Origin of the sequence: Salmonella sp. NW177 (genome assembly GCF_051811585.1) — a bacterium.
GTDB lineage: Bacteria > Pseudomonadota > Gammaproteobacteria > Enterobacterales > Enterobacteriaceae > Salmonella > Salmonella enterica.
This window is the reverse complement of record NZ_JAMMZV010000001.1, coordinates 81717-107221: the sequence shown is the minus strand read 5'-3', so window position 1 is coordinate 107221 and position 25505 is coordinate 81717. Positions and strand designations below refer to the sequence as shown.

Below are 25505 nucleotides of genomic sequence, written 5' to 3'. Positions count from 1 at the left end.
CATGTACCGAAGTAGGACCATTAGCCCCAGGGATACCTTGTCCAAGGTTAACCAGCCCCAAAGGGTCACTTCTGCTAATCGGATTTAGTGGATACTGGTACAGGTTCCATCCTCCCATCAGCCCAATCGGATCCTGCGTGATGTACCTTCCCTGTTCCGGATTGTAATAACGGTGCCGGTTATAATACAGCCCCGACTCCTCATCGTATTGCTGCCCCGGCAGCCGTATCACCTGCTCCAGGTACGCCGGATTTTCCTCACCCGACAGGTTTCCCTATTCACCATATTTCCGCACGTCGACAAAGTTATCTTAAATATCAGATCAGTCATGCCTATAGATTGTGTACCATGCGAAACATCGAGCCAACCTATCTGGAATGTATGGAACATGATCTTTTACCCATTTTTCTATATTTTTTTCCTCTGATATTTCAGCCGCACCACTCCATATTGTGATAAAATCATCCTTAAACTCATCTCCAGAATAAAAAATAAACGCCTCATCGGCACCATATGTTTCTATATAGACGATTGAACTATTTTGCTCTTTAAAAAATTCGAGTATATTTAATCGTTCTGTTTTTAGTTGTCTTTTGATATTATTTTGCAAAGAATCTCTTTGTGCAGCACTTAATTTATCAGACATATTAGTACATGGTGTTTTTGCAAATGAAAAACCACAAGCCAAGCAAAATACTAACGTACATTTAAGTATATTTATTCTTATCCATCTCATTATCTCACATCCCCAAATTTCATATTCACCCGATTTTATTATTTCAAAAAAGCTCTTGACATTTCCCCTTCTTATCCTGCAATCATCCTCGTTCATCGCCACATCCAAACGCCAGTGCAATTTATTTTCCACATCTCAATGACTTCTCATCGCATTAGCAAATTTTTCTGCTGTTAAATCCGCTGAACTTATATAATATCTCACCCAACATTTCCGGTTCTTTCTTTCCGCTATGTTTCTCTGAACGAAAAGATACCGTCACACATAGTTTTTTAACCCTTCCATTCAAATGTAAAAGAAATTAGCTCATCCGGAACATCACTGACAATATGAGTCACATGTTATTTAACATTCAATGAGAAATATATCTCTTTGTAATCTTTAAATAAGGGTGAATCCCCTACGCCCATAAAAATGAACATTATTTTTGTTGGTGGTAATGCCACCTCTGCCTGAAAGCACTGTTCTATCAGGGAAAGATCATAACAACCATAACTCAAACATTAATTTATGAATTTAGTAATAACGCAACATTGATCTGTAAAATCCAGCACTAACTTGTATTTAAAAAGTTGTATTTAACGTGCTAAATATACGATTCCTGGTTATTTTATTCTTTATACAGGCGTATGCAAAAATATATTATCATACTCTCGTCATGATGCTGAAGGTTAAATTTAATTCATTTTAAAAGGCTAAAACCCGGATGAAGATCTACCTCGTCACCAAATCAATTTACCACTACCACCTATATAACTTCGGCCTGGGTATGGAAGTATAAACATGTCATCACATTTTTCCCTGGAACACCCCCAGTATATCGTTTCCTTACCATCGGACCATTCTGCCGTGGCAGCAGCATTAATAGAAAAATGCCACTTTTTCTTATTATAAATCAACTCACCCGTTATTTCACAGGGAAACCAGAGCCAAAATCCAGTCATGGTATCACTCATTTCCTTGTATTTATCACTTAACGAAAATATTTTTTCTATCTGACTTGCATTTAAAACCCATTTATTGCATAAGTTTCTATCCCCAGGCTCTTTATTATAAGGACTCATATAATGGGACTGATTTATTTTTAATATCTTCATATCAGCAAAACAATAACTCACAGAGGATAAAAATAAAATCACAAAAATAATAACATTATTCGCTTTCATATTAACACTCTATCCAGGTCGAACGCATACCTTTGTCGTTTAGTCGAGCGGCGGCGGGCATATAGTTTTCCTCATTATATATTGATGTGATTTTGTATCATTGCAATTATAATATTAAAGTTACCTTACTCAGTTTAGTAAAAAAAGGCAGAACATGTTTGACGTCAATATTATTCAACACTTCTATGAAGAAGTACAAATCCAAAATAACAGTTTGCACTTGCTTTTTGATTAAATAATGAGAAACTTTTACCTGACTTGTTCTTTGCCAAATTACTACAAATCCGTGAGTTTGTACTCGATTTTACATTGTTGTCGATAGTTAGGAATTATTGATATATAATTCAGTAAATTTGACAAATTCGTTTCAGAATGACCTTACTTTTATGTAAACTTCATTCACCTTTCAAACCATCTCATATAATGTTTTCATGCAAATTTTCTTGTTATACACATTGAAAACATATAACAAAAATATGTTCACGACATATCCAATTAATATTTCATACCATCATCAACTTCATTATCATAATTTATGAAATATAGAATTATTTTAGTGTGATACGTTTGAGTGGCAACCACTCACCAGGCTGAGAATATGAAAACATTTTCCCTTTTATATAATATGCTTTTCCTTTATTGCTTATCTCAAATTGCGGTGATGGATATGGACATGCATTTTCTTCGTCGCCGTTATAGTATAATGCCAAAACACCAGAATTGATTTTTAAAGAGTAGTCACCAATGCATGTTATCCCCGCATGCCAGGTTGTCATGGATAAAGAAGCACGATTATTTTTACTATCTATCTTTAAATTATATTGTAAAAAACCTGACTCCCATCATTTAACTCCTCGCCAAGTTCCTCGACTCTAAAGTTACCATCCCATTGTGTTTGAGTAATCGCAAAAGAATTTGCGCTCCATAAGCAAGAAAAAATAAATAGATACTTTATAAAATCGCCCATACCACTAACCCCTGATTTAATATGTAGAAGGTTTCAATTCAGTATTCAGCATTGTCACACTATACACAAAACCATTCAAGTTGCATCAAGGTGGCAAGGATTTGCTATTGCGCAATGCGTAAAAAACATCAAGAAAAATATATTTTTTATAATAAAATCTACTAATAAGTAGATTCAATGGATTCCATCTTATCAATACGTATTTATCATTTTCTTTTCAACCTCAAACTGATTTCCTCTTAGTACTGAGTATCGTCTGCGATCGTTAATTCTACCTCTGATGATATCTCGTTAAAAAATAACGCTACCGCCATACCCTGGTTTACAAACCTGCACACCCTAAGATTACTCTCTTATCTGCATTAAGAATATCATTGTGTTTTTTTTCGGAATATATAAAGATTCCCCATAGTGGATACATAACGTGAGCCAAATTAGTTAAAGACGTAATCACTGACGCTATAATAAGTCAAATGACCTTTAGTATTTTCTTTAATGCATGTTGCCGAGGTAATTTCAAGTTTATTTTTAGTGAGTTAGTTTAATATTCAAGAAATGCTTTATTTAAATCCTGAATATTGGGGGCAGTGTCATAACATCCTGATAGCAGAAAGATATAAATAAGCAGCTATTTACCCTGATTAAACATATATGCCTCACGCACTACAATCTTCCGTAACCAAATCCAGCAGTGTTAAACTCCACCCTTTGCCCAAGCCATGAAGCTCGCTCAGATGAAAAATCAAACCATCACCCCATTTTTTCGGCACTGCCACCACTCGCTCTGATTGCAGCTCAAGCCGCCTGGCGTTTGCTATACGGGTATCAGACGCCTGATCCCCATTATCCGCTCCATTCACCATGCTAAATGTCAGCAGCGCATTATCAGAACCGGTATAGCTGACAAAAAAACCGGCGTGATCCCATCCCTTTTCACAAACGTACTCAACCTCCGTGTGGTGATCAAATTCGTTATCCACTGGAATATGCTCTGAAAACCAACCTACCTGCCCCAACAGGTAGTTAAAACCGGGTATCGGCTTATTAATATCAAAACTTTTCATCCACTTATAATCAACCCCAGCCCCAATTCGGTACAGCACATACATCCCAACTTTTTTATCAATCAGGGCATTAATTTTCGCGTTGTCTCGCTGCTGAAAAGCAATAATCACCTGTCTTGCCGTCTCTTCAAACGACGGAGCGGCACAAACGGGATGCGCGACCATTCCCAGCAGACTCAACGCGATGGCCGTGCGGCTCATTTTCATCATTGGCTCTCCATTAACATCCGGTGTTCTATTAGCGCCAATATACTCTCGCAATATTTACTCGGCCTGTCCGTAAGCGTACAATGCCCGCCCTTAAAGTGAGGACTCTCCTCAAGCCGCCTCATCAGGTGAGGCGGATCTGACCTGTCATCAGAACGAGAAAATGATGTTTAAACCAGAACTTCTTTCGCCGGCGGGAACGCTGAAAAATATGCGTTACGCTTTCGCTTACGGTGCCGATGCCGTCTATGCGGGCCAACCGCGCTACTCTTTACGCGTGCGTAATAACGAATTCAATCACGAAAATTTGCAGCTTGGCATCAACGAAGCCCACGCGCTCGGAAAAAAATTCTACGTGGTGGTGAACATCGCCCCGCATAACGCCAAGCTCAAGACCTTTATCCGTGACCTGAAACCCGTCGTCGAGATGGGCCCGGATGCACTGATCATGTCCGATCCAGGGTTGATTATGCTGGTACGCGAGCACTTCCCGGCAATGCCGATTCACCTGTCGGTACAGGCTAACGCCGTAAACTGGGCGACGGTAAAATTCTGGCAGCAGATGGGGCTGACCCGTGTGATTCTCTCCCGCGAGCTGTCGCTGGAAGAGATTGAGGAAATTCGCCAGCAGGTGCCGGATATGGAAATAGAAATTTTCGTCCACGGCGCGCTATGCATGGCCTATTCCGGCCGCTGCCTGCTTTCCGGCTACATCAATAAACGCGATCCGAATCAGGGCACCTGCACCAATGCCTGCCGTTGGGAATATAACGTGCAGGAAGGAAAAGAAGACGTTGTCGGCAACATCGTGCATAAGCACGAACCGATTCCGGTACAGAACGTTGAGCCGACGCTCGGTATCGGCGCGCCGACGGATAAAGTGTTTATGATAGAAGAGGCCCAAAGACCGGGCGAATACATGACCGCGTTCGAAGACGAGCATGGCACCTATATCATGAACTCAAAAGATTTGCGCGCTATCGCCCACGTGGAGCGCCTGACGAAAATGGGCGTCCACTCGCTGAAAATCGAAGGCCGCACCAAATCCTTTTATTACTGCGCCCGTACTGCGCAGGTCTACCGTAAGGCCATCGACGACGCCGCCGCGGGTAAACCCTTCGACCCTACGCTGCTGGAAACGTTGGAAGGTCTGGCTCATCGCGGCTATACCGAAGGTTTCCTGCGTCGCCATACGCACGACGATTACCAGAATTACGAGTACGGGTACTCCGTTTCCGAACGCCAGCAATTTGTCGGCGAGTTCACCGGCGAGCGTAAAGGCCAACTGGCGGCCGTGGCGGTGAAAAATAAATTCTCCGTTGGCGATAGTCTGGAGCTGATGACACCGCAGGGAAATATCAATTTCACCCTGGAACAGATGGAGAACGCCAAAGGCGACGCTATGCCGGTGGCGCCTGGCGATGGCTATACCGTCTGGATGCCCGTCCCGCAGGACGTTACGCTGGATTACGCACTATTGATGCGTAATTTCTCAGGCGAATCAACGCGTAACCCCCATGCTAAGTAGTTAATTGCGGTTATTTTTTCATGGCGGGAAGATTCTTAGAAATTGATCACATACCGCTTCGCTCAATGCGGGTATTATTCAACGCGCTGAAAAACATAACCCATAAATGCTAGCTGTACCAGGAACCACCTCCTTGGCCTGCGTAATCTCCCTTACGCAGGCTTATTTTTTGCGTATAATCAATAAAAAAGTGGTACTTCCCGCCACATCCAAAAATTGAGCACACTAACCAAAGCGCAAATGGGCGCTTAGGTTTAGAGACCTCCCCTATCCATTGCCAGCCAGCAAGTCACAACCCTCCCCGCATCCGGTCGGACTCAGGACTTAGCATTGTGACGTTAACGTTTAAAATCAGTGAATTAAATCAAGAACTGCTTTGTGAGAACTTACACAAAAAGTTTCCAGGTTATTAAATTAAGGTTAAAAACTGATAATTTAAGCGTGTAAAAATATGGCACGTTTTAATGCCGCTTTTACAAGGATTAAAATAATGTTTTCCCGGATTAGAGGTTTGATTTCATGTCAAAGTAATACTCAAACCATCGCACCTACGCTCAGTCCACCTTCATCAGGCCATGTAAGTTTTGCTGGGGTTGATTATCCTCTATTACCACCAGATCACCAAACGCCCTTCCCACCGTCACGTATAATCGGTATCCAGAGTTATTCCTTTATCCTGTAAAATGTGATACAGATTCTCCATTGATCTAATAACTACCTCAATTTCACATTCAAGTTTCTCTACAGAACTTTCATTGAGTGAGAAGTTGAGAGCCAGTAATAATGATTGTGAGTTATTATCATAACACAAATGTGGTCCATTATTCTCTGCAAACCATAAATTTGCATTGAGAAATTCAAAAGCAAGATTATTATTATCCGGAGGTCTTCCGCAAAAACCGTATATCATTATATACTCGCTGTTAGTGCTTGTTAGTAAGATACGGTAACGGTTATCTATAATAAATGAGCATAATCTGTTTTCGTCAAAGGCAATTGAATCGGCATTTAATTTTAGTGAAAACTGTCTTAATAAGCGATCGGCTCTTGAATACATAACACCCCATACTCTATCTAAAGCGTTTCTATATAAGTCATAAGCCACTGGTCTGGACGCTTAACACCCCGTGTCATCGTCAGAATTCATCTTTTCCCTATGACTTGCTGTGTTTGCTCATTTATGGCCAGGCTGGCCGGGTTCTGACGCCATTTGCGCTAAGGTATAGTCCGGCGCATATTCCCATCATACCAATTCCCCCAATGCCAAACGATGCGCCTAAAACCGTCAGAGCGGTAGTATATGCAGCACCACTACTGACACTGGCGACAGCCCCTGAGCATACCCCACTGAAAATACCTGTAAACAATGCCGTGGTTCCTACGCATATTAAACATCTGGGTTTATTGCCGTGAGCGTTAAACTCAACGATTTCAGCTGCCGGACTTTCTTCATTACACCGTTCAGAAGGGGAGAGCAATGGCGTTTGCGCATTCACGCCTGAAGTAACATTCATATAAACCTCTTCATGCACATGCCTGTTTATGTTTATGAGAAAAGCGATACCTCAGGCAACGGTACGACTATAAGACACCGCGCCAAGTCATCATCTAAATAGGTTTTATTTGATAACAAGAATAGTGTACTGCTAATAGTGCGCCTTGTTCCTGCCAAAGCAGTCTAAAGAACATTTCGATTTTATGCTATTAAAAAGTATGTTTGGTAATAAATATCAGGTTTTTATCTGATATTATGAAGTTTGAAATTAATACTGATAACTGACGTATGTTCGTCTTGTTAATTCTCCGTTTCGTTATTAAAGGCGCTATATCGGAAAGCGTCTGACTACCCCTTGTGGTTTCCTTGCACTCTTACAAGCGATACTCAATGCGCATACCGGCATCTCTCTTGTCGCCATTTGCCTTAAACCATGCTTCACTTACCGCTGCGTACAGCAGGAAGAAAAACGGTAAAGCAATAAGTGCGCAACATTTCAATTTTCATCCTGTTCTGACCTCGCTTTTTCATTTCTGCTATACACTTTCTGGAGATTGTTGTTCAACCTATTAAGGCATAACGGATGGCTAACTTTCCCGCCAGCTTACTGATCCTCAATGGCAAAAGCGCTGATAACCAGCCGCTACGTGAGGCCATTACTCTACTTCGCGACGAAGGTATACAGATTCACGTTCGGGTAACCTGGGAAAAAGGCGACGCGCAGCGTTACGTTGATGAAGCCCGTAGACTGGGCGTTGAAACGGTGATTGCCGGCGGCGGAGACGGTACCATTAATGAAGTGTCGACCGCGCTCATCCAGATCCGCGACGGCGTAGCCCCTGCACTGGGCCTTTTGCCGCTCGGCACTGCCAACGATTTTGCCACCAGCGCCGGTATTCCTGAAGCGCTGGACAAAGCGCTGAAACTGGCGATTGCCGGAAACGCGATGGAAATTGATATGGCCAGGGTCAATGATAAAACCTGTTTTATCAATATGGCGACGGGCGGTTTTGGCACCCGCATTACCACCGAAACGCCGGAAAAACTTAAAGCCGCGTTGGGCGGCGTCTCCTATCTTATTCACGGTCTGATGAGAATGGATACGCTGACCCCTGACCGCTGCGAAATACGTGGCGAAAACTTTCACTGGCAGGGAGATGCGCTGGTGATCGGCATCGGCAACGGTCGTCAGGCCGGCGGCGGGCAGCAATTATGTCCCACCGCGCTGATTAACGACGGACTGTTACAGCTACGGATTTTTACCGGCGAAGAGCTGCTGCCGGCGCTGTTTTCCACGCTCACGCAGTCAGATGACAATCCGAATATTATTGACGGCGCCTCGGCGTGGTTTGATATTCATGCGCCGCATGAAATCACGTTTAATCTGGATGGCGAACCACTCAGCGGGCAAGAATTTCATATTGAGGTGCTGCCTGGCGCATTACGCTGTCGGCTGCCGCCGGACTGCCCGTTGCTACGTTAATAACACCAGTCGCTGGCCGGATGCGCTCACATCCGGCTTTTCTTCGTTGAACTCAGGCGATGGTGACTTTGCTATCCAGATAGACATCCTGTACGGCATTAATCAACTTCACGCCATCAGCCATCGATTTCTTAAAGGCTTTACGTCCCAGAATTAGCCCCATTCCACCGGCTCGTTTGTTGATCACCGCGGTACGAACCGCGTCGCCGAGATCGGTGTCACCGCCGTCCGCGCCGCCGGAGTTGATAAGCCCGGCGCGTCCCATATAGCAGTTCGCCAACTGGTAACGAACCAAATCAATCGGGTTATCGCTGGTCAGTTTGCTGTACACGCGATCGTCGGTATAGCCGAAGTTGACCGCTTTATAACCGCCATTATTCTCGGCCATTTTCTGTTTCACAATATCCGCACCAATCGTAGCGGCCAGATGGTTGGCTTGCCCCGTCAGGTCAGCGGATACATGGTAATCGACGCCGTCTTTTTTAAAGGAAGAATTACGCAGGTAAGCCCACAATACGGTCACCATACCCAGCTCATGCGCACGCTCAAAAGCGGCGGAGATCTCTTCAATCTGGCGACGGGACTGTTCCGAACCGAAATAGATCGTCGCGCCTACCGCCACGGCGCCCATATTGAACGCCTGCTCAACGCTGGCGTACAGGGTCTGATCGTACTCTGTCGGATAGCTCAATGTTTCGTTGTGATTCAGTTTGACCAAAAACGGAATACGGTGCGCATAGCGCCGTGAAACCGAGGCCAGTACGCCGTAGGTAGAGGCCACGCAGTTACAGCCGGCCTCAATCGCCAATTCAACAATATTTTTTGGGTCAAAGTAGCGCGGGTTGGCCGCAAAAGAAGCGCCGGCGGAGTGCTCCACTCCCTGATCGACGGGCAGTATCGAAAGGTATCCTGTTCCCGCCAGGCGTCCAGTATTATAGAGCGTCTGCATATTACGCAGAACGGCTGGTGGACGATTATTGTCAATCATCACCCGGTCAACGTAATCCTTGCCGGGTAGATAAAGCTGATCGGAAGGAATGGTCATACAACGATGCTGTAAAAGGCTGTCGGCGTCTTTGCCAAGCAACTGCGCAATATCAGTCATAGCTATGCTCCCGTAAGTTCCGATAGGGTATCGGAAGGTGAATAGTCCTGCCCCGCAGATTGCGGGTCGCAATAAGCCTGGTACTGACCGACCATTTTTGCCAACTTTAGCGCATTTTTTCGGCGCTATCTGCTGACTCGATTCACGTCCGAAAAAGTGTTAGATCGGTCAAAATTAATGCTCAATGGTATTTAAAAGGTATTATTAAATGGTATTGTCATGGCGTACCTTACCTGTCATGAAGGATTCAAAAATGAAAACGACCTTTAAACTGTCGTTCATGATGTTCGTGGAGTGGTTTATCTGGGGCGCCTGGTTCGTCCCCCTGTGGCTATGGCTAAATAAAAGCGGGTTTTCCGCCGGTGAAATAGGCTGGTCTTATGCCTGTACCGCCATTGCGGCGCTCCTGTCGCCGATTCTGGTCGGCTCCGTTACCGACCGTTTTTTCTCAGCGCAAAAAGTCCTGGCGGTACTGATGTTTGCAGGCGCCGTGCTGATGTATTTCGCGGCGCAGCAAACCACCTTTGCCGGATTCTTTCCGCTGCTTCTGGCCTATTCATTGACCTATATGCCGACCATCGCGCTGACAAACAGCATTGCCTTCGCTAACGTACCGGACGTTGAACGCGATTTTCCACGCATTCGCGTTATGGGAACCATTGGGTGGATTGCCTCCGGCCTCGCCTGTGGATTCCTGCCGCAAATGTTAGGCTATAACGATATTTCCCCCACCAACATTCCACTGCTCATAACCGCCGCAAGTTCAGCGTTGCTGGGCGTATTTGCGTTCTGTCTGCCAGACACGCCGCCAAAAAGCACCGGCAAGATGGATATTAAAGTGATGCTGGGGCTGGATGCGCTGGTCCTGCTGCGCGATAAAAACTTTCTCGTTTTCTTCTTCTGTTCCTTTCTGTTTGCGATGCCGCTGGCCTTCTACTACATCTTCGCTAACGGCTATCTGACGGAAGTGGGAATGAAAAACGCCACCGGCTGGATGACGCTCGGCCAGTTCTCTGAAATCTTCTTTATGCTGGCCCTGCCCTTTTTCACTAAACGCTTTGGTATTAAAAAGGTATTATTACTTGGTCTTATTACCGCTGCGATCCGCTACGGCTTTTTTGTCTATGGCGGCGCGGAAACGTACTTCACTTACGCCCTGCTGTTCCTCGGTATTTTGCTGCACGGCGTAAGTTACGATTTCTACTACGTCACCGCCTACATTTATGTCGATAAAAAAGCGCCGGTTCATATGCGTACCGCTGCGCAAGGGCTTATCACCCTCTGCTGTCAGGGATTCGGCAGCCTGCTGGGCTATCGTCTCGGCGGCGTGATGATGGAAAAAATGTTTGCTTATCCGCAACCGGTTAACGGTCTGACATTCAACTGGGCGGGCATGTGGACGTTTGGCGCAGTGATGATTGCCGTCATCGCGCTACTGTTTATGATTTTCTTTCGCGAATCGGACAAAGAGATCACTGCTATTGACGATCGCGATATTGCGTTGACACAAGGGGAAGTAAAATGAAAGCAGAACGTATTCTCGGTGCTCTTTACGGGCAAGCGTTAGGGGATGCGATGGGAATGCCCTCTGAGCTGTGGCCGAGAACGCGCGTCAAAGCGCATTTCGGCTGGATTGACCGCTTTCTGCCCGGCCCAAAAGAGAATAATGCCGCCTGCTATTTTAACCGCGCGGAGTTTACGGACGATACCGCAATGGCGCTCTGCCTGGCCGACGCGCTACTCGAATGCGAAGGCAACATTGATCCCGAGATTATTGGGCGTAACATCCTCGCCTGGGCGGAACGCTTTGATGCGTTCAATAAAAATGTACTCGGCCCGACGTCAAAAATTGCGCTGAACGCGATTCGCGACGGCAAACCCATCGCGGCGCTGGAAAACAACGGCGTGACTAACGGCGCGGCCATGCGCGTTTCGCCGTTGGGCTGCCTGTTGCCGCCAACTAACCTGACAGCCTTTATAGCAGAAGTAGCGTTAGCCTCCAGCCCGACGCATAAATCCGATCTGGCGGTGGCTGGCGCCGTGGTTGTCGCCTGGGCCGTCTCGCGAGCGGTTAACGGCGACACGTGGCAAAGTATTGCCGACTCGCTCCCCGCCATCGCCCATCAGGCGCAGACAGCGCGTATTACCACGTTTAGCGCCTCGCTATCGGCACGTCTGGAACTGGCGCTAAACATTGTCCGCCACGCCGACGGCGTCGAATCTGCCAGCGAACAGCTCTATCAGATCATCGGCGCGGGAACCAGCACCATTGAATCGGTTCCCTGTGCTATCGCCATGGTGGAACTGGCGAATACCGATCCTAACCGCTGTGCCGTGCTGTGCGCTAACCTCGGCGGCGATACCGACACTATCGGCGCGATGGCTACCGCCATTTGCGGCGCGTTGCACGGGGTAAGCGCCATTAACCCCCAGTTAAAGCAAACGCTGGACGAGGTTAATCAGCTGGATTTTGCGCGCTATGCCGTTGCGCTGGCGAGTTATCGTCAACGGCGGGAGGCACTATGAACGGCGCACGGTTGCTGACATTATTACCGACCCTGCATACCCGGCGTCCGCTCACCGTTATCGGCGCGGCAGTGATCGATATCATTGCCGACGCCTGGACGTTGCCGCGTCGCGGAGGCGATATTGAACTGCAACAACAGAGCGTCAATGTCGGCGGCTGTGCGCTGAATATTGCCGTGGCGTTGAAACGACTGGGGATTGACGCCAGCAATGCGCTACCGCTGGGCCAGGGCGTGTGGGCGGAGAGGATTTGCCGCCGTCTGGCAAAAGAGGGATTATCCAGCGTGATTGACGCGGTTGAAGGAGATAACGGCTGGTGTCTGGCGTTAGTCGAACCGGATGGCGAACGCACGTTTATGTCTTTTAGCGGCGTGGAAAACCAGTGGAATGCGGACTGGCTGTCGCAGCTCAGGACACCGCGGGGCAGTCTTGTCTACCTGTCCGGCTATCAACTGGCCTCGTCCTGTGGCGAACCACTGATCCAGTGGCTGGAAACCGTCGACGATGTCACGCCTTTTATCGATTTTGGCCCACGAATCGGTGACATTACAGACGATGCAATGGCGCGCATTATGGCCTGCCGGCCCATCGTCTCCCTCAATCGCCAGGAAGCCATCATCGCCGCGGAACGCGCCGGACTTGCGACCGATACGCGCACTTTCGGCGAAGCATGGGTAAACCGCTTTTCCGCGCCGCTGGTGGTGCGCCACGATAAAGACGGAGCGTGGTATTTTAGCGCGCAATCTTCCGGCGTTGTGCCAGCGTTTCCGGCAACCGTGGTGGATACCATCGGCGCGGGCGACAGCCATGCTGGCGGCGTGCTGGCAGGACTGGCGTCAGGCTGGTCGCTCGCGGATGCCGTACTGCTGGGAAATGCGGTGGCGAGCTGGGTGGTCGGGCATCGCGGCGGCGACTGCGCGCCCACACGCGAGGCGCTACTCCTCGCACACAAAAACGTATAGGTCGCTACGACAATAACTGATGCTGTATTCAATAGGCCGCTGCTGCTGATCGAGCGCCACCTGCTTAATCACCAGCACCGGCACTTTACCATCCATTTGAATATGCGACTGAAACTCATCATCCGGCATCCGGGCGCTGACGCGAGATCGGGTACGCTGAGGGTAAATGTGCTGGCGACGAAAATAGTCATACAACGAAATGCCAATCGCGTCGACATCATGAATCAGATGCGCGGGCACCCAGGACTCTTCAATCGATACCGCGTCCTCATCAACATAACGAATGCGTTTGAGTAAAAAGACGTCGCTGCCTGCGGGGATCGCCAGATGCTGCGCGACCTCATCCGGACAACTTACCACACGTTTGTTAACCCATAGCGTATCCGGTTTTTTGCCGCGCAAGACAACCTGCTGAGAAAATCCCCGCGCCTCTTTCAGGGAATATTCAAAGATATTATTGATTTGCGTACCGTAGCCGCGGGCGCGCGTGACGACACCCTCTTCTTCCAGCGCCTGCATCGCTTTTCGTACCGTGATGCGCGAGACGCCGGTAAGCTGGCTGAGATCGCGTTCGCCAGGCAAAATATTACCGTGCTCAAGAATACCGCTGCGCACGGCATCCTTTACCGTCTGGGCGAATTTCATGTATAGCGGCGTATTATCCGCCGCTGAAATTCGTTCATTCAGTTGCGCGATGAGCCGGGTATGCGCTTGTTCCATTTATCTTTCCTGACGACGGGTCTGTAGGCAGTATACTACCACCACGCGTGGAAATGATGTACCGGACCAATGCCCTTCCCCACTTCCAGCGTGTCCGCCTGCGCCAGCGCCGCCGAAAGCCATGCCTTCGCCTCGTTTACCGTCTCTCCCCAACAGCGATGCCGGGGCCGTAACGCCGCCAACGCCGCCGACAGCGTACAGCCCGTCCCATGCGTATTTTTGGTGTTCACACGCGGCGCGCTAAAACGTTGCTCGCCCTCACGGGTAAAGAGCCAGTCCGGGCTTTGCGCATCCTCTAAATGCCCGCCTTTCATTAATACCGCTTCACACCCCATCGCCAGTAACGCCCGCCCCTGCGCCAGCATCTCCTGTTCCGTACGCGCATGGGGCGCATCCAGCAACGCTGCGGCTTCCGGCAAATTAGGCGTAATCAGCGATACCTGCGGCAACAGCCGGACGCGTAATGTTTCTATCGCAGAGGGCGAGAGCAACGGATCGCCGCTTTTCGCCAGCATCACCGTATCCAGCACCACATTACGTACATGATGGCGCTGTAGTCGTTCCGCCACGGCCTCGACAATATCGGTTTCCGCCAGCATCCCGATTTTCGTGGTATCAATGCGCACATCGCTGAACACGGAATCAAGTTGAGCGGCGACAAAGTCCGGCTCTATCCGGTACACCGACTGTACGCCACAGGTATTTTGCGCCACCAGCGCGGTGATGACCGAACAGCCATATGCGCCCAGCGCGGAAAAAGTCTTAAGATCCGCCTGGATACCGGCCCCGCCGCTGGGATCGGTACCGGCAATCGTCAGCGCGTTAATTCGTTGCATTGGCCGCCTCCACATCCAGATGATAGAGCGCATCAAGAAAAGCAGGGATGAAGCTGCCCGGTCCTTCGCTACGCTCTGCCGCGGCCTGTCCAGCCAGTTTCATCCAGCAGCAGGCCGAAGCGACATTGTCCAGCGCGGCGCCCGGTAACGCGCAACTGGCGGCGACGACCGCCGACAACGCGCAGCCGGTGCCTACAATGCGAGTCATTAACGGATCGCCGCCGGGAATGCTCAGCGTGCGCTGACCGTTAGTGACGTAATCTATCTCTCCGGTAACCACAACGATGCAGTCTATCTGACGCGCCAGCGCCTGCGCCGCAGGCAGTGCGGCCAACGCCGCCTCGGTGGTATCTACGCCGCGTCCGCCCAGCGCCATGCCGGATAACGCCAGGATTTCCGAGGCGTTGCCGCGTATTGCCGCCGGGCGCAGGGACAAGAGATCCAGGCAAAATCGCCGACGAAATTCCAGCGCGCCCACCGCGACAGGATCAAGGGTCCACGGCGTTTTGGCATCATAAGCGCTTTCTACCGCCGCACGCATCGCGTCAGCGCGTGAGGCGGTTAAGGTTCCGACATTAACCAGCAAGGCGTTGGCGAAGGCGGCAAACGGTCTGGCCTCGACGGGATCAATCACCATGGCGGGTGAAGCGCCCAGCGCCAGCAGCGTATTGGCGGTAAACGTTTGTACGACGTCATTCGTCATACAGTGCGTAAGCGGGGAGAGCGCGCGAAAGTGTTTTAACGTATGCGCCGCAAGCGTGCGGCAGTGCAGGTCAGGCTGCATAGTTCAGCTCCTGCCCGCGTGAAGAAGGGACACGAGCAGTGTCAGACTTCCCTACGCTGGCATTATCCAGATCAGGTGGTACGGGTATTTCTCAGCCTTCACAACGAAGGGCACCCCGAGTCGTCAAGCCCCACCGTGTTAAGCGGGGTTTCGCTATTAAGCATACTGTCTGCGCCAGACAATGTAAATTTACAGCCAGCGGCGGACGATAATTTCAGCGTTATCAGATAGTTCTCAAAACCTATTCGGTTCTGGCAAACTTGCTGGCGGATATGTTGCTGCACGACGCTTTCGTTTACACTTTTTACGAAAAGGGGCGTGAGATAACAAAATAGCGCTTGTCAGATACGCCACCAGCAGAAATGATACACACGATGTTAACTGACCCGCATATGTGGAGGGTAAAAGTATGAAAAGTAAGTTGCTGCCTTGCGCGCTGTTGCTTGCAACCAGTTTTGCATGGGCCGCCCCCGCGACAACGGGCATTGATCAATATGAGTTAAAAAGCTTTATCGCCGACTTCACCCACTTCAAGCCCGGCGATACCGTTCCGCAGATGTACCGCACCGATGAGTACAATATTAAACAGTGGAAATTACGTAATCTGCCCGCGCCAGATGCCGGTACTCACTGGACCTATATGGGCGGCGCGTATGTACTGATTAACGATACCGATGGAAAAATCATCAAAGCCTATGATGGCGAGATTTTTTATCATCGATAAAAAAAGCCCCCTCATCCAGAGGGGGAAATACAGCCCCATGTTACTTTTTTATTAGCCCTTAATCACTCTATCCCCTTCAAACTGCCTTTTTGTTGACTGCCTTCACTACCCGATTCGCTCTGGATCTCGCCCTTTTGAAACTACCGCATACCACATTAAAATTTATTGCAGAAAAATTGTCATCCCGGTCACTTATTATTGTAAGTGACCGGAAGTTCATTCACCTATCGCGCCATATATCTTAAATATTTTTCATATATATTAATCGTATTTCACATAGATCAGCGCAGTCGCTTTTAGATCGCCTGGCTTTATATTGTCTCGGTCATAAACATAATAACTGGCGATAATAGGGATTGTTATCATATCACTGTTGAGCGGCGTGCCTACTTGATCCACTTTCCATAACGTTGAAGCATTACCCTGCTCTGCTGTATTTGAAATATTCACCGTTTTTCCACCGCTCTCCAGTATAAATCCGACGCCATTATTCACAGCACCACGCAACACAGAATAGCTATCTGGTATTAAATCACTGCTGGAGAGATAAACCGTCATTTTACGCGATGCTTGTTTAGCATTACCAAAAAGATTATCACACTGGAGTCGAATATTATCCGCGGCATTTTTATTACTGACCTTGCCTGTGTTATATAATTCAGAAAGCGCAATATTCGGTAGCGTGATCGTCAGATCTTCAGGTTTGCAGGTTGTCTGCTTGCGATCGTAGGACACAAACAGATCAAATGAATATAACCCTGCACCTCTAAGATAACTATTATAATCTGCGGCACAGGCATTCCAGCCTCTTCCTGCTAGCAGGCACCCTAAAAACCGCAAACCGGCCGTAAACTGAGTTGCAGAAGAAGCGCTTGTTATTGATACCACCCCGTTGATTAGGACACTGTTCCCACTACCGGCAGAAATATTTACATTCGCCCCAGAGGAAGCGGGTTCAACCGTTACCGTATAGCCCGTTGTAAACGGCATTGTGAGAGTATTATTATCTGCCCAGGCGATTTTTAACTTCAGTTTTACTGTATCATTGTATAATCCCACGATGATATCGGAAGGATCCATACGCGTTATCTTATAAGTCCCTGAACAAGTTGTATCGTTAAAATTATGGCTATAAGTTGCGGACTGATTAGGGTTAATCGTAAAATCCTCACGAATAATTAAATTATCCTGATAAGTAATTTCTCCCGTACAGGCTGCGTATGTTTCAGGTAAAATCAATAACATCACGATAAAAAGAAAGAGTTTCATTTCACCACCTCACCACTACCGACAAATATAAACTTTACTTTCATCAACCGTTTTACCAAAGGTGATTGAACATGAAAGCCCCTGCTCTTTATCTACTGGTACACTGACTTCGGGCGGAATATCATTCGTTCGAATAAATAGCTGACTACCTTGTCCAACAATGCCCACATTATGACCATGATGATCTACTACATCATAACCAAAAATAAGAGGCGAGCCATCAGGACGCTGCGCTTTAATAAACCATGGTTTACGCTGGTCGGTATCAAAATTCACTAGCACGACGGCCCCTCGGTACGGGGCGGCAACTTTACGGTTACCGCGTAATTCCGTTTCACTGCTACTTTGCGACACATCAAGCATAAGATGGTTTTCGCGATATGGCGTAAGGTTGTCATAAACCACCGTTCCTTTTTTATTGGTGGTCCGATATTTTTGGCCGTTAACGTAGGCTCCTTCAAGTCCCGGAGCCTGCATAATCGCAAAGGTATCTGAAAGCCGGCTGGATAAATTCAACCCGCCACTCCAGGCTACAACCCCACCGGAAATACTTGCGCCGGTCTGAGTATAATTGGACGACTGGCTGTAACTACCATTAAGCGTTGCAACGGGCGTATTCCAGGTTAAATTCGTCCCCGCTGTGGTCTCACTATCCTGTCGCTGATGACTAACATTCACGCCGTAATTAAATTGATCGCGACTGCCTGCCGTACCGGTTAAACCAATATTGTTTGAGGTAAATCCATCATCATCAAAGGTCGTCGAGTTCGACACATTCAGATGACGGCGCGGGGTAGTAATACCGTCCCCCCAGTCAAAGGGAATTGAAATAAACAGGTTAAAACGTTTATCTTCATTATGATCCTCGTCGTAAGTCTGACTGGCGGATAACGTATAATTAATTTTCTGGAACGTATTGGAATAGCTTATTTGATAATCTTTACTGGTGCCGCTACGTCCCCAGTAATCACGCCATAATGCACTCAGTGATACTGCGCCCCATCCTTCTGGCAAGGATTGGCTCACATTAGCTGAAAACGTATTTTTACGCCCAAAATCGTTTTGATAATAATCAGCAATATCGTATACATCATTCTTATCGCGACGATAGTTATTTTTATTATTGGCCCAGACATGATCGTTAAATGTGCGGTAATCCTGTGATGAATACCGATACGCAGCCAGACCAAACCGGGTTAATGTTTGGGTCAGGTATTTATTATAAGCAATCTGATAACTCTGACCATCAAATACATCGCCATTATCCTGTTTACTGTGCGCTCGCGTAGCGTCAAGCGAAATGGCGCCAATCCGGGTATTCCACCCCGTGCCGAGGGTAAACGCATTATAATGGTTCGATAGCATCGTACCGCCATAAAGCGTCAACAGGTTATTAAGGCCATACTGATAACTGATTTGTGTAAAATCGGCCTGATTATCGGCGCCTTCAATATGACTACGGCCGGCGGAAAAATCATACTTAGAGACGCCAGGCTGCAACATGTTCGGTACGGAAGCGTAAGGCACCAGCCAGGTATTTATCGAGCCATCCGCCTCACGCACGGTGACATCAAGATCCGCGCCACCGCCCGCGAGTTGCAGATCCGCAATGGAAAAGGGGCCAGGAGGAACCTCTTTCTGATAAACAACGAATCCGTTCTGTTCGATGGTTACCAAAGCGTTAGTCTGTGCAATCCCCTGCACCAACGGCGTAAAATTCTGTTTCGAGTTTGGCAACATTTGCATATCGCGGAACAGGCGAACGCCGGTAAATCTCACAGAATCAAAAATCTCTGACGAGGTATACTGATCCCCGGCGCGTAATGTGCCGAGGAGCTCAGCGATACCGCGCTCCAGATACAATGTGTTGCTTTTCCACTCACCGCTGCTGCCATCGGTTTTATTAAATGTGGTATCCGCATGCGCTTGCCAGCCCAACAGATTGAAACCGCTATTGAACCGAACGTAAGTACTTTCACTACTGCCAGAATTCTTATAGTCACTGTAATACTGGCTGGCATAGTAAGAAGTATAAAATGCATTGATGCCGCGATCCCAGTTTTCAGGCAATACATAACCCGCCTCGACCTCATTTACATAGGCCTGGGGAACGCTCAAATCCAGCCGAAAAACGCCAATATTAAAAGTATAGCCACCGCTTCTCACGACATCTTTTAACGCAATACAATCCGTTGCTCCCTGCGGTTGCAGACCATCGCTTATCACACCAATATTTTTCAACAACTCAGTTGAAATACACGTGCTACCGGGATCATCGGCAACAATGATATCGTATTTACCTCGCCATTGATTGTTGACATAAATATCCAGTTCGTACTGTCCCGGAATTGGCTTATTCTCATCCAGATGGAAATTTGTTGTTTTTTGATCTCTCATTCCCCCTACCATAAAATGGGTATCAAACGTTTCCGTCGCGATAGCCTGCGTTTGCCAGGTAAACAGAGTCAATAAAACAAGCGAAGCGATGGGCGTCATCCTTAGCATGATGAACTCCTGTTTATTTTACATTAATTTTGCTACTAATATAGTTACCATTATCATCAATAATCGTTACTTCATACTGGCTTGTTGACGCATATTTCATGTTAATATTTTGCGTCGATAGCGGTGGCAGCATGATAGTTTGATCATTAATCTTAGTATTTCCTGCTTTTACATCCGTCACGGTAATCCAGTTTGCAGTATCATTTTTCATGATGACAGTTTTATTACTGCGAAATAAACCAATCCGCTGAAAACTGTCTTTGGTTACGGCGGCAATTCGACTGGGGCGCCATATTAATTTTATTCGATTCTGCATTGCGAATTTAAGCACATTTTTACCGGCGTTTTCCTGGCTGTTTGGTGGAATATCAAGCACATTCAGATAAAACAGACTTTCTTTGTTGTCCGGTAAGCTATTAGGCATTTTCTTGATTTTGATCTGCTGACCAGACTCAGCGGCAACGCGCGCCACTGGCGGCGTCAGCATAAATGGCACCTGAATTTTTTCTGGCGGTAATGAAGTGTTACCGTCATCAATCCAGGACTGTACCAGCGAAGCTTGCTCGCCCTGATTCACCAATTGTACAACGACTTCTTTCTTCTCTGCCGGGTAAATCACACGCGTACCATAAATAACAATACCAGCATGCGCAGGCAAAATTATGGCAGATAATAATACTGCAGATAATATTTTCATATTTACACGGCCTTGCTTATAAAAAACCGGCGACGAACGCCGCCGGTTGAATAAATTAGTCAGTAACAACCGTTAAAGTTAGTGTTGAGCTAACATCACCAGAAGCAACATCACCGTCTAAACGCGCATAGCGTGCTAAAAAAGTCAGGTCGTATTCACCGCTGCTATTTGGAGCTAGTGTCACCCCCGTCTCTGGATCAATCTGATTATCCGTACTTCCGTAGTAAACCGCAAAACCGACACCTTTGGCAGAGCCGTTATTAAATGTGATATCGTGGCTGTCAAATTGCGTTGAAGAGAAGGTAATACGCGGCGCTACACCCTGTTGACATTTTATTTTCAACGGCATCTGAGTTTGATTAGTTACTGCGTCATAAATCTGACCCGGGGTTAAATTAATTATTTTATCCGCACCAATTTCATTCAGTCTAATTTCAGCGGTGTTCGTACCCAAAAATTGACAGGTAGTACCAACCACCTTTCCGTTAATATTCAGAACGCCTGAATCATACTCATCAGCAGCAAAAACCCCAGCGCTCATAAATACAGCAGACAATACAGAAGCAGCAATAAGTGAACGTTTCATAATCTCTTCCTTAATAAAGTAATTTCTATTTGTTAAGAGTTATTAACCCTTGCAACGAAAATTCTCATAGACAGGAAGTTATCGCAATGTAAACACGATGTTTTGTTGATTTAAAACAATTTACAGATTGCAATATAATTGCAACAAATAATCATTGCTTATCATTATTTTGTAAACTTATTAATTTCCGAAATTTACTGCCCTTAAACATAAACACAGCAAATAAAAAAGCCCATATCATTGATATCAATGATATGGGCCTGCGGAATTAATAAGAATTAGTCGTAATGATTAACAACAATCTGTCGGGTGCTATCACCAGGCACCGTGTATAGCTGCGTTGTCACACCTCTCATCGGCGTAGCGGCGGGTGTTTGCAGAGTTGAAACGTGGATAGTGTTGCCGCAACGCTGCTGCAACTGTGCGTTTACCACTTCTGTACTGCACGTTGGCGCGGTCACTTTTCCACTGATGGTTAATGTTGCGGTGTCGGAGGCAAAAACGGGTACGCTTATCCCATAAGCCGAAACTATAATTCCCATCAGCAAATATTTTTTCATAGTGAGTAATTGTTCCTCTGGTGAACGTCAAACAGTATGCAGGCCGTCCTGATGAGCAGTATGAACGTATCGATACCTTAAAACCAATTGAAAAAATAAATCAGTAGGATAGGTATGATCAATTCAAATAATGTTTTTGCCGATTATTTCAGATAAACACCTGTCTGTTTAAGCAGGAATTAACAATGCGGGGGCTATTATTTTATTAATACATTCACTGCATCAATATATATTAATGCAGTGAATGTCATATTCTCTTTGGAATACGTCAGGAGGATTACACCGCGCGGAAGGCGATTTCTCCCGGAATCACTTCACCCTGCCAGTAAAGCTGTGCCGCAACGCGATCGGCCAGTTCGCGATAGATCACGGTAAATTCGCTCTCCGGACGGCTAACCACCGTCGGCGTACCGCGATCAAGATCTTCGCGCAGACTAATATGCAGCGGCATCTGACCCAGAAGCTGAGTATGGTATTTTTCCGCCAGCTTCTGCGCGCCGCCCGTGCCGAAGATCGGTTCGTGATGGCCGCAGTTGCTACAAATATGCATACTCATATTTTCCACAATGCCGAGCACCGGCACTTCCACCTTCTCGAACATCACGATACCTTTTTTGGCGTCGATTAGCGCGATATCCTGCGGCGTAGTCACCACCACCGCGCCGGTAACAGGAATGTTCTGCGCCAGCGTTAGCTGAATATCCCCGGTTCCCGGCGGCATATCCAGTACCAGATAATCCAGATCCGGCCACAGCGTCTCCTGTAACATCTGCATCAGCGCCTTACTGGCCATTGGGCCGCGCCATACCATCGCGTTATCGTCAGTCACCAGATAGCCGATCGAGTTGGTCGCCAGGCCGTGAGACATAATCGGCGCCATATGCGTACCGTCTGGCGATGTCGGGCGCTGATCTTCTGCGCCAAGCATGGTTGGGATCGACGGACCGTAAATATCGGCATCGAGAACCCCGACCTTTGCACCTTCAGCCGCTAACGCCAGCGCCAGGTTTACCGCCGTGGACGATTTACCCACCCCGCCTTTACCGGAGCTCACGGCAATGATATTTTTCACGCCATTAATGCCAGGCTGATTTTTGACGCGTTTCAGCGTCGCAATGTTGTACGACAGTTTCCAGTCGATCGCTTTTGCGCCTGTAATACGTAACAGATCGGCGCTGCATTGCTCTTTTAATACCTCAAACGCGCTGTTCCAGACGAACGGCATGACCAGCTCAACGTGCAGCGTATCATCCATCCAGGCGACGTGGTGCAACGCCTTAAGCGTGGTGAGGTTATGCTTCAGGGTTGGGTGCTGAAAATTCGCCAGCGTCCCGGCGACCATCGCTCGCAGGGTATCTGGTGATTTGGCCTGGGATTGTTCGTTCATCCCGACTCCTTTTGTAGTTCTGAAAAGTACGATTGTAACTTTGTAGTTTACTCCAGCGGTAACAATTATTCATTTACGGATAAATGCCCTTATCGCTTGGCGCAGTAATTACCATTTTGGTACTATCAAAGCCCTTTTTTACAACAGAAGAAGTAATACCCACTATGACTCAAGTCGCGAAGAAAATTCTGGTAACGTGCGCGCTGCCGTACGCCAACGGCTCTATCCACCTCGGCCATATGCTGGAGCACATCCAGGCTGATGTCTGGGTCCGTTACCAGCGAATGCGCGGCCATGAGGTTAACTTCATCTGTGCCGATGACGCTCATGGCACGCCGATCATGCTGAAAGCGCAGCAGCTTGGTATTACGCCGGAGCAAATGATCGGTGAAATGAGCCAGGAGCACCAGACCGATTTCGCCGGTTTTAATATTAGCTACGACAACTACCACTCAACGCACAGCGACGAGAATCGCGAGCTGTCCGAGCTGATTTATACGCGCCTGAAAGAGAACGGTTTTATTAAGAACCGCACCATCTCTCAACTCTACGATCCGGAAAAAGGCATGTTCCTGCCGGACCGATTTGTGAAAGGCACCTGCCCGAAATGTAAATCCGCAGACCAGTACGGCGATAACTGCGAAGTCTGCGGCGCAACTTACAGCCCGACCGAACTTATCGAACCAAAATCCGTGGTGTCCGGCGCGACGCCGGTAATGCGTGACTCCGAGCACTTTTTCTTTGACCTGCCATCATTCAGCGAAATGCTGCAGGCGTGGACCCGCAGCGGCGCGCTGCAGGAGCAGGTGGCGAACAAAATGCAGGAGTGGTTTGAATCCGGCCTCCAGCAGTGGGACATTTCCCGCGACGCGCCGTATTTTGGTTTCGAAATCCCGAACGCGCCGGGCAAATATTTCTACGTCTGGCTGGACGCGCCGATTGGCTATATGGGCTCCTTCAAAAATCTGTGCGATAAGCGCGGTGACACGACCAGTTTTGATGAGTACTGGAAAAAAGACTCCGATGCCGAGCTGTACCACTTTATCGGCAAAGACATCGTCTATTTCCACAGCCTGTTCTGGCCTGCCATGCTGGAAGGCAGCCACTTCCGTAAGCCGACCAACCTGTTCGTTCACGGTTACGTGACGGTGAACGGCGCGAAGATGTCTAAGTCTCGCGGCACCTTTATTAAGGCCAGCACCTGGCTGAAACACTTTGACGCCGACAGCCTGCGCTACTACTACACCGCGAAGCTTTCTTCACGCATTGATGACATCGACCTGAACCTGGAAGACTTTGTCCAGCGCGTCAATGCCGATATCGTCAATAAAGTAGTCAACCTGGCCTCGCGTAACGCCGGTTTTATCAATAAGCGTTTCGACGGCGTGCTGGCGGCTGAACTGGCCGATCCGCAATTGTATAAAACCTTTACTGACGCCGCTGCGGTGATTGGCGAAGCATGGGAAAGCCGTGAATTCGGTAAAGCTATCCGTGAGATTATGGCGCTGGCCGACATCGCTAACCGTTATGTTGACGAGCAAGCGCCGTGGGTGGTGGCTAAACAAGAAGGCCGCGACGCGGACCTGCAGGCCATTTGCTCAATGGGCATCAACCTGTTCCGCGTGCTGATGACGTATCTGAAACCGGTACTGCCGACGCTTTCTGAACGCGTTGAAGCCTTCCTGAACAGTGAGTTGAACTGGGATGCCATCGAACAGCCGCTGCTCGGTCACAAGGTCAACACCTTTAAGGCGCTCTACAATCGCATCGACATGAAGCAAGTTGAAGCGCTGGTTGAAGCGTCTAAAGAAGAGGTGAAAGCCGCAGCCGCGCCGGTTACCGGCCCGTTAGCCGACTTCCCGATTCAGGAAACCATCACCTTTGACGATTTCGCCAAAATTGACCTGCGCGTAGCATTGATTGAAAACGCTGAGTTCGTAGACGGTTCTGACAAATTGCTGCGTCTGACGCTGGATCTGGGCGGCGAGAAGCGTAACGTCTTCTCCGGCATTCGTTCCGCCTACCCGGACCCGCAGGCGCTGATTGGCCGCCAGACAGTAATGGTCGCCAACCTCGCGCCGCGCAAAATGCGCTTTGGCGTCTCCGAGGGAATGGTGATGGCCGCAGGACCTGGCGGGAAAGATATCTTCCTGTTAAGCCCTGATGACGGCGCGAAGCCTGGCCAACAGGTGAAATAA

21 protein-coding genes, 4 pseudogenes and 1 riboswitch are annotated in these 25505 nt (G+C 48.0%); of the genes and pseudogenes, 8 read left to right on the top strand and 17 right to left on the bottom strand.

All coding sequences use genetic code 11. From position 1 onward, the window contains the following. Positions 1-43: 43 nt before the first annotated feature. From NA986_RS00525 to NA986_RS00505, 5 genes and pseudogenes are all read right to left on the bottom strand, one after another. Positions 44-274, bottom strand: a pseudogene (locus tag NA986_RS00525) (RHS repeat-associated core domain-containing protein); the annotation flags it as partial. Between the two features lie 417 nt (positions 275-691). Then, positions 692-1068 (bottom strand): annotated as a pseudogene (locus NA986_RS00520) (ISAs1 family transposase); the annotation flags it as partial. A gap of 390 nt (positions 1069-1458) precedes the next feature. Then, on the bottom strand, positions 1459-1902 hold the full coding sequence (locus tag NA986_RS00515) for a hypothetical protein (protein ID WP_070793936.1): 444 nt from the start codon (positions 1900-1902) through the stop codon (positions 1459-1461). A gap of 1401 nt (positions 1903-3303) precedes the next feature. Further along, positions 3304-3501 (bottom strand): annotated as a pseudogene (locus NA986_RS00510) (hypothetical protein). Positions 3502-3525: 24 nt separating this feature from the next. Further along, positions 3526-4143 carry a hypothetical protein gene (locus NA986_RS00505; RefSeq protein WP_000977169.1) on the bottom strand — a complete coding sequence of 206 codons (618 nt, stop codon included), beginning with the start codon at positions 4141-4143 and terminating at the stop codon, positions 3526-3528. Between the two features lie 163 nt (positions 4144-4306). On the opposite strand from NA986_RS00505, the gene trhP reads away from it, so the two are divergent. Next, positions 4307-5668, top strand: coding sequence for a prephenate-dependent tRNA uridine(34) hydroxylase TrhP (gene trhP, locus NA986_RS00500; protein ID WP_001517981.1), 1362 nt, complete (start codon positions 4307-4309; stop codon positions 5666-5668). Positions 5669-6119: 451 nt separating this feature from the next. Next, positions 6120-6299, top strand: a pseudogene (locus tag NA986_RS00495) (non-LEE encoded effector protein NleB); the annotation flags it as partial. A gap of 9 nt (positions 6300-6308) precedes the next feature. On the opposite strand, the gene NA986_RS00490 reads toward NA986_RS00495, so the two are convergent. Together NA986_RS00490 and steD are read right to left on the bottom strand one after the other, a co-directional pair. Further along, entirely contained in the window at positions 6309-6725 is a 417-nt protein-coding gene (locus tag NA986_RS00490) for a CesT family type III secretion system chaperone (RefSeq protein WP_001555792.1), read from the bottom strand. 121 nt (positions 6726-6846) lie between these two features. After that, complete coding sequence (gene steD, locus NA986_RS00485) at positions 6847-7182, bottom strand: type III secretion system effector SteD (protein ID WP_001650047.1); 336 nt, start codon at positions 7180-7182, stop codon at positions 6847-6849. 564 nt (positions 7183-7746) lie between these two features. Between steD and yegS the strand changes: the two genes are divergently transcribed. Beyond that, on the top strand, positions 7747-8646 hold the full coding sequence (gene yegS, locus NA986_RS00480) for a lipid kinase YegS (protein WP_001273393.1): 900 nt from the start codon (positions 7747-7749) through the stop codon (positions 8644-8646). A 52-nt stretch (positions 8647-8698) separates the two neighbouring features. Here yegS and fbaB read toward each other — a convergent pair whose 3' ends face one another. Beyond that, the gene (fbaB, locus tag NA986_RS00475) at positions 8699-9751 is read right to left on the bottom strand and encodes a class I fructose-bisphosphate aldolase (protein ID WP_000129590.1); all 1053 of its coding nucleotides are present in this window, start codon (positions 9749-9751) and stop codon (positions 8699-8701) included. A 253-nt stretch (positions 9752-10004) separates the two neighbouring features. Here fbaB and NA986_RS00470 point away from each other — a divergent pair, with 253 nt between their 5' ends. Genes NA986_RS00470 through NA986_RS00460 form a run of 3 tightly spaced genes read left to right on the top strand, consistent with a single transcriptional unit; the run spans position 10005 to position 13239 of the window. After that, positions 10005-11276 (top strand): nucleoside permease, encoded by a 1272-nt coding sequence (locus NA986_RS00470; protein ID WP_023216338.1) that lies wholly within the window; start codon positions 10005-10007, stop codon positions 11274-11276. Then, positions 11273-12277, top strand: a complete 1005-nt coding sequence (locus NA986_RS00465; RefSeq protein WP_000642787.1) for an ADP-ribosylglycohydrolase family protein — start codon at positions 11273-11275, stop codon at positions 12275-12277. The genes NA986_RS00470 and NA986_RS00465 overlap by 4 nt, the downstream gene beginning before the upstream one ends. Continuing rightward, positions 12274-13239: a PfkB family carbohydrate kinase gene (locus NA986_RS00460; RefSeq protein ID WP_023138373.1), complete on the top strand. Its 966-nt coding sequence runs from the start codon at positions 12274-12276 to the stop codon at positions 13237-13239. The genes NA986_RS00465 and NA986_RS00460 overlap by 4 nt, the downstream gene beginning before the upstream one ends. On the opposite strand, the gene NA986_RS00455 is transcribed toward NA986_RS00460, so the two are convergent. From NA986_RS00455 to thiM, 3 genes are read right to left on the bottom strand one after another with little or no spacing between them, the layout of a single operon-like run. Next, positions 13213-13959, bottom strand: a complete 747-nt coding sequence (locus tag NA986_RS00455; RefSeq protein ID WP_000434062.1) for a GntR family transcriptional regulator — start codon at positions 13957-13959, stop codon at positions 13213-13215. The two genes, NA986_RS00460 and NA986_RS00455, sit on opposite strands and share 27 nt — an antisense overlap. A 35-nt stretch (positions 13960-13994) precedes the next feature. Continuing rightward, the gene (thiD, locus tag NA986_RS00450) at positions 13995-14795 is read right to left on the bottom strand and encodes a bifunctional hydroxymethylpyrimidine kinase/phosphomethylpyrimidine kinase (protein ID WP_001188955.1); all 801 of its coding nucleotides are present in this window, start codon (positions 14793-14795) and stop codon (positions 13995-13997) included. Next, complete coding sequence (gene thiM / locus NA986_RS00445; RefSeq protein WP_023216337.1) at positions 14782-15579, bottom strand: hydroxyethylthiazole kinase; 798 nt, start codon at positions 15577-15579, stop codon at positions 14782-14784. Before thiM ends, thiD begins: the two co-directional genes overlap by 14 nt. Before the next feature lie 31 nt (positions 15580-15610). Further along, a riboswitch (TPP riboswitch) is annotated at positions 15611-15707 on the bottom strand. A gap of 281 nt (positions 15708-15988) precedes the next feature. Here thiM and rcnB point away from each other — a divergent pair. Continuing rightward, complete coding sequence (rcnB, locus tag NA986_RS00440) at positions 15989-16303, top strand: Ni(II)/Co(II) efflux transporter accessory subunit RcnB (protein WP_000837534.1); 315 nt, start codon at positions 15989-15991, stop codon at positions 16301-16303. 261 nt (positions 16304-16564) lie between these two features. On the opposite strand, the gene NA986_RS00435 is transcribed toward rcnB, so the two are convergent. The 6 genes from NA986_RS00435 to apbC all read right to left on the bottom strand — a co-directional run bounded on the left by NA986_RS00435 (position 16565) and on the right by apbC (position 23307). Continuing rightward, a complete protein-coding gene (locus NA986_RS00435) occupies positions 16565-17572 on the bottom strand; it encodes a putative fimbrial-like adhesin protein (RefSeq protein WP_000765278.1) in 1008 nt (335 codons plus the stop codon). 15 nt (positions 17573-17587) lie between these two features. Beyond that, a complete protein-coding gene (locus tag NA986_RS00430; RefSeq protein WP_070793935.1) occupies positions 17588-20077 on the bottom strand; it encodes a fimbrial biogenesis outer membrane usher protein in 2490 nt (829 codons plus the stop codon). A gap of 13 nt (positions 20078-20090) precedes the next feature. Beyond that, complete coding sequence (stcB, locus tag NA986_RS00425) at positions 20091-20774, bottom strand: fimbrial biogenesis chaperone StcB (protein WP_000698775.1); 684 nt, start codon at positions 20772-20774, stop codon at positions 20091-20093. Between the two features lie 55 nt (positions 20775-20829). Further along, positions 20830-21360, bottom strand: coding sequence for a Stc fimbria major subunit StcA (stcA, locus tag NA986_RS00420; protein ID WP_000830693.1), 531 nt, complete (start codon positions 21358-21360; stop codon positions 20830-20832). A gap of 278 nt (positions 21361-21638) precedes the next feature. Further along, positions 21639-21920: a YehE family protein gene (locus tag NA986_RS00415; protein ID WP_000760404.1), complete on the bottom strand. Its 282-nt coding sequence runs from the start codon at positions 21918-21920 to the stop codon at positions 21639-21641. A gap of 277 nt (positions 21921-22197) precedes the next feature. Beyond that, the gene (gene apbC, locus NA986_RS00410; RefSeq protein WP_023138370.1) at positions 22198-23307 is read right to left on the bottom strand and encodes an iron-sulfur cluster carrier protein ApbC; all 1110 of its coding nucleotides are present in this window, start codon (positions 23305-23307) and stop codon (positions 22198-22200) included. 164 nt (positions 23308-23471) lie between these two features. Between apbC and metG the strand changes: the two genes are divergently transcribed. Next, complete coding sequence (gene metG / locus NA986_RS00405) at positions 23472-25505, top strand: methionine--tRNA ligase (RefSeq protein WP_000195330.1); 2034 nt, start codon at positions 23472-23474, stop codon at positions 25503-25505.

Excerpts from the sequence above, each read along its gene's own strand:
- thiD (WP_001188955.1), bottom strand. The coding sequence starts at position 14,795 with ATGCAACGAATTAACGCGCTGACGATTGCCGGTACCGATCCCAGCGGC.
- NA986_RS00455 (WP_000434062.1), bottom strand. The coding sequence starts at position 13,959 with ATGGAACAAGCGCATACCCGGCTCATCGCGCAACTGAATGAACGAATT.
- rcnB (WP_000837534.1), top strand. The coding sequence starts at position 15,989 with ATGAAAAGTAAGTTGCTGCCTTGCGCGCTGTTGCTTGCAACCAGTTTT.
- yegS (WP_001273393.1), top strand. The coding sequence starts at position 7,747 with ATGGCTAACTTTCCCGCCAGCTTACTGATCCTCAATGGCAAAAGCGCT.
- stcA (WP_000830693.1), bottom strand. The coding sequence starts at position 21,360 with ATGAAACGTTCACTTATTGCTGCTTCTGTATTGTCTGCTGTATTTATG.
- stcB (WP_000698775.1), bottom strand. The coding sequence starts at position 20,774 with ATGAAAATATTATCTGCAGTATTATTATCTGCCATAATTTTGCCTGCG.
- NA986_RS00490 (WP_001555792.1), bottom strand. The coding sequence starts at position 6,725 with ATGTATTCAAGAGCCGATCGCTTATTAAGACAGTTTTCACTAAAATTA.
- NA986_RS00435 (WP_000765278.1), bottom strand. The coding sequence starts at position 17,572 with ATGAAACTCTTTCTTTTTATCGTGATGTTATTGATTTTACCTGAAACA.
- thiM (WP_023216337.1), bottom strand. The coding sequence starts at position 15,579 with ATGCAGCCTGACCTGCACTGCCGCACGCTTGCGGCGCATACGTTAAAA.
- NA986_RS00515 (WP_070793936.1), bottom strand. The coding sequence starts at position 1,902 with ATGAAAGCGAATAATGTTATTATTTTTGTGATTTTATTTTTATCCTCT.
- steD (WP_001650047.1), bottom strand. The coding sequence starts at position 7,182 with ATGAATGTTACTTCAGGCGTGAATGCGCAAACGCCATTGCTCTCCCCT.
- NA986_RS00470 (WP_023216338.1), top strand. The coding sequence starts at position 10,005 with ATGAAAACGACCTTTAAACTGTCGTTCATGATGTTCGTGGAGTGGTTT.
- fbaB (WP_000129590.1), bottom strand. The coding sequence starts at position 9,751 with ATGACTGATATTGCGCAGTTGCTTGGCAAAGACGCCGACAGCCTTTTA.
- NA986_RS00505 (WP_000977169.1), bottom strand. The coding sequence starts at position 4,143 with ATGATGAAAATGAGCCGCACGGCCATCGCGTTGAGTCTGCTGGGAATG.
- NA986_RS00415 (WP_000760404.1), bottom strand. The coding sequence starts at position 21,920 with ATGAAAAAATATTTGCTGATGGGAATTATAGTTTCGGCTTATGGGATA.
- metG (WP_000195330.1), top strand. The coding sequence starts at position 23,472 with ATGACTCAAGTCGCGAAGAAAATTCTGGTAACGTGCGCGCTGCCGTAC.
- NA986_RS00465 (WP_000642787.1), top strand. The coding sequence starts at position 11,273 with ATGAAAGCAGAACGTATTCTCGGTGCTCTTTACGGGCAAGCGTTAGGG.
- NA986_RS00460 (WP_023138373.1), top strand. The coding sequence starts at position 12,274 with ATGAACGGCGCACGGTTGCTGACATTATTACCGACCCTGCATACCCGG.
- NA986_RS00430 (WP_070793935.1), bottom strand. The coding sequence starts at position 20,077 with ATGCTAAGGATGACGCCCATCGCTTCGCTTGTTTTATTGACTCTGTTT.
- apbC (WP_023138370.1), bottom strand. The coding sequence starts at position 23,307 with ATGAACGAACAATCCCAGGCCAAATCACCAGATACCCTGCGAGCGATG.
- trhP (WP_001517981.1), top strand. The coding sequence starts at position 4,307 with ATGTTTAAACCAGAACTTCTTTCGCCGGCGGGAACGCTGAAAAATATG.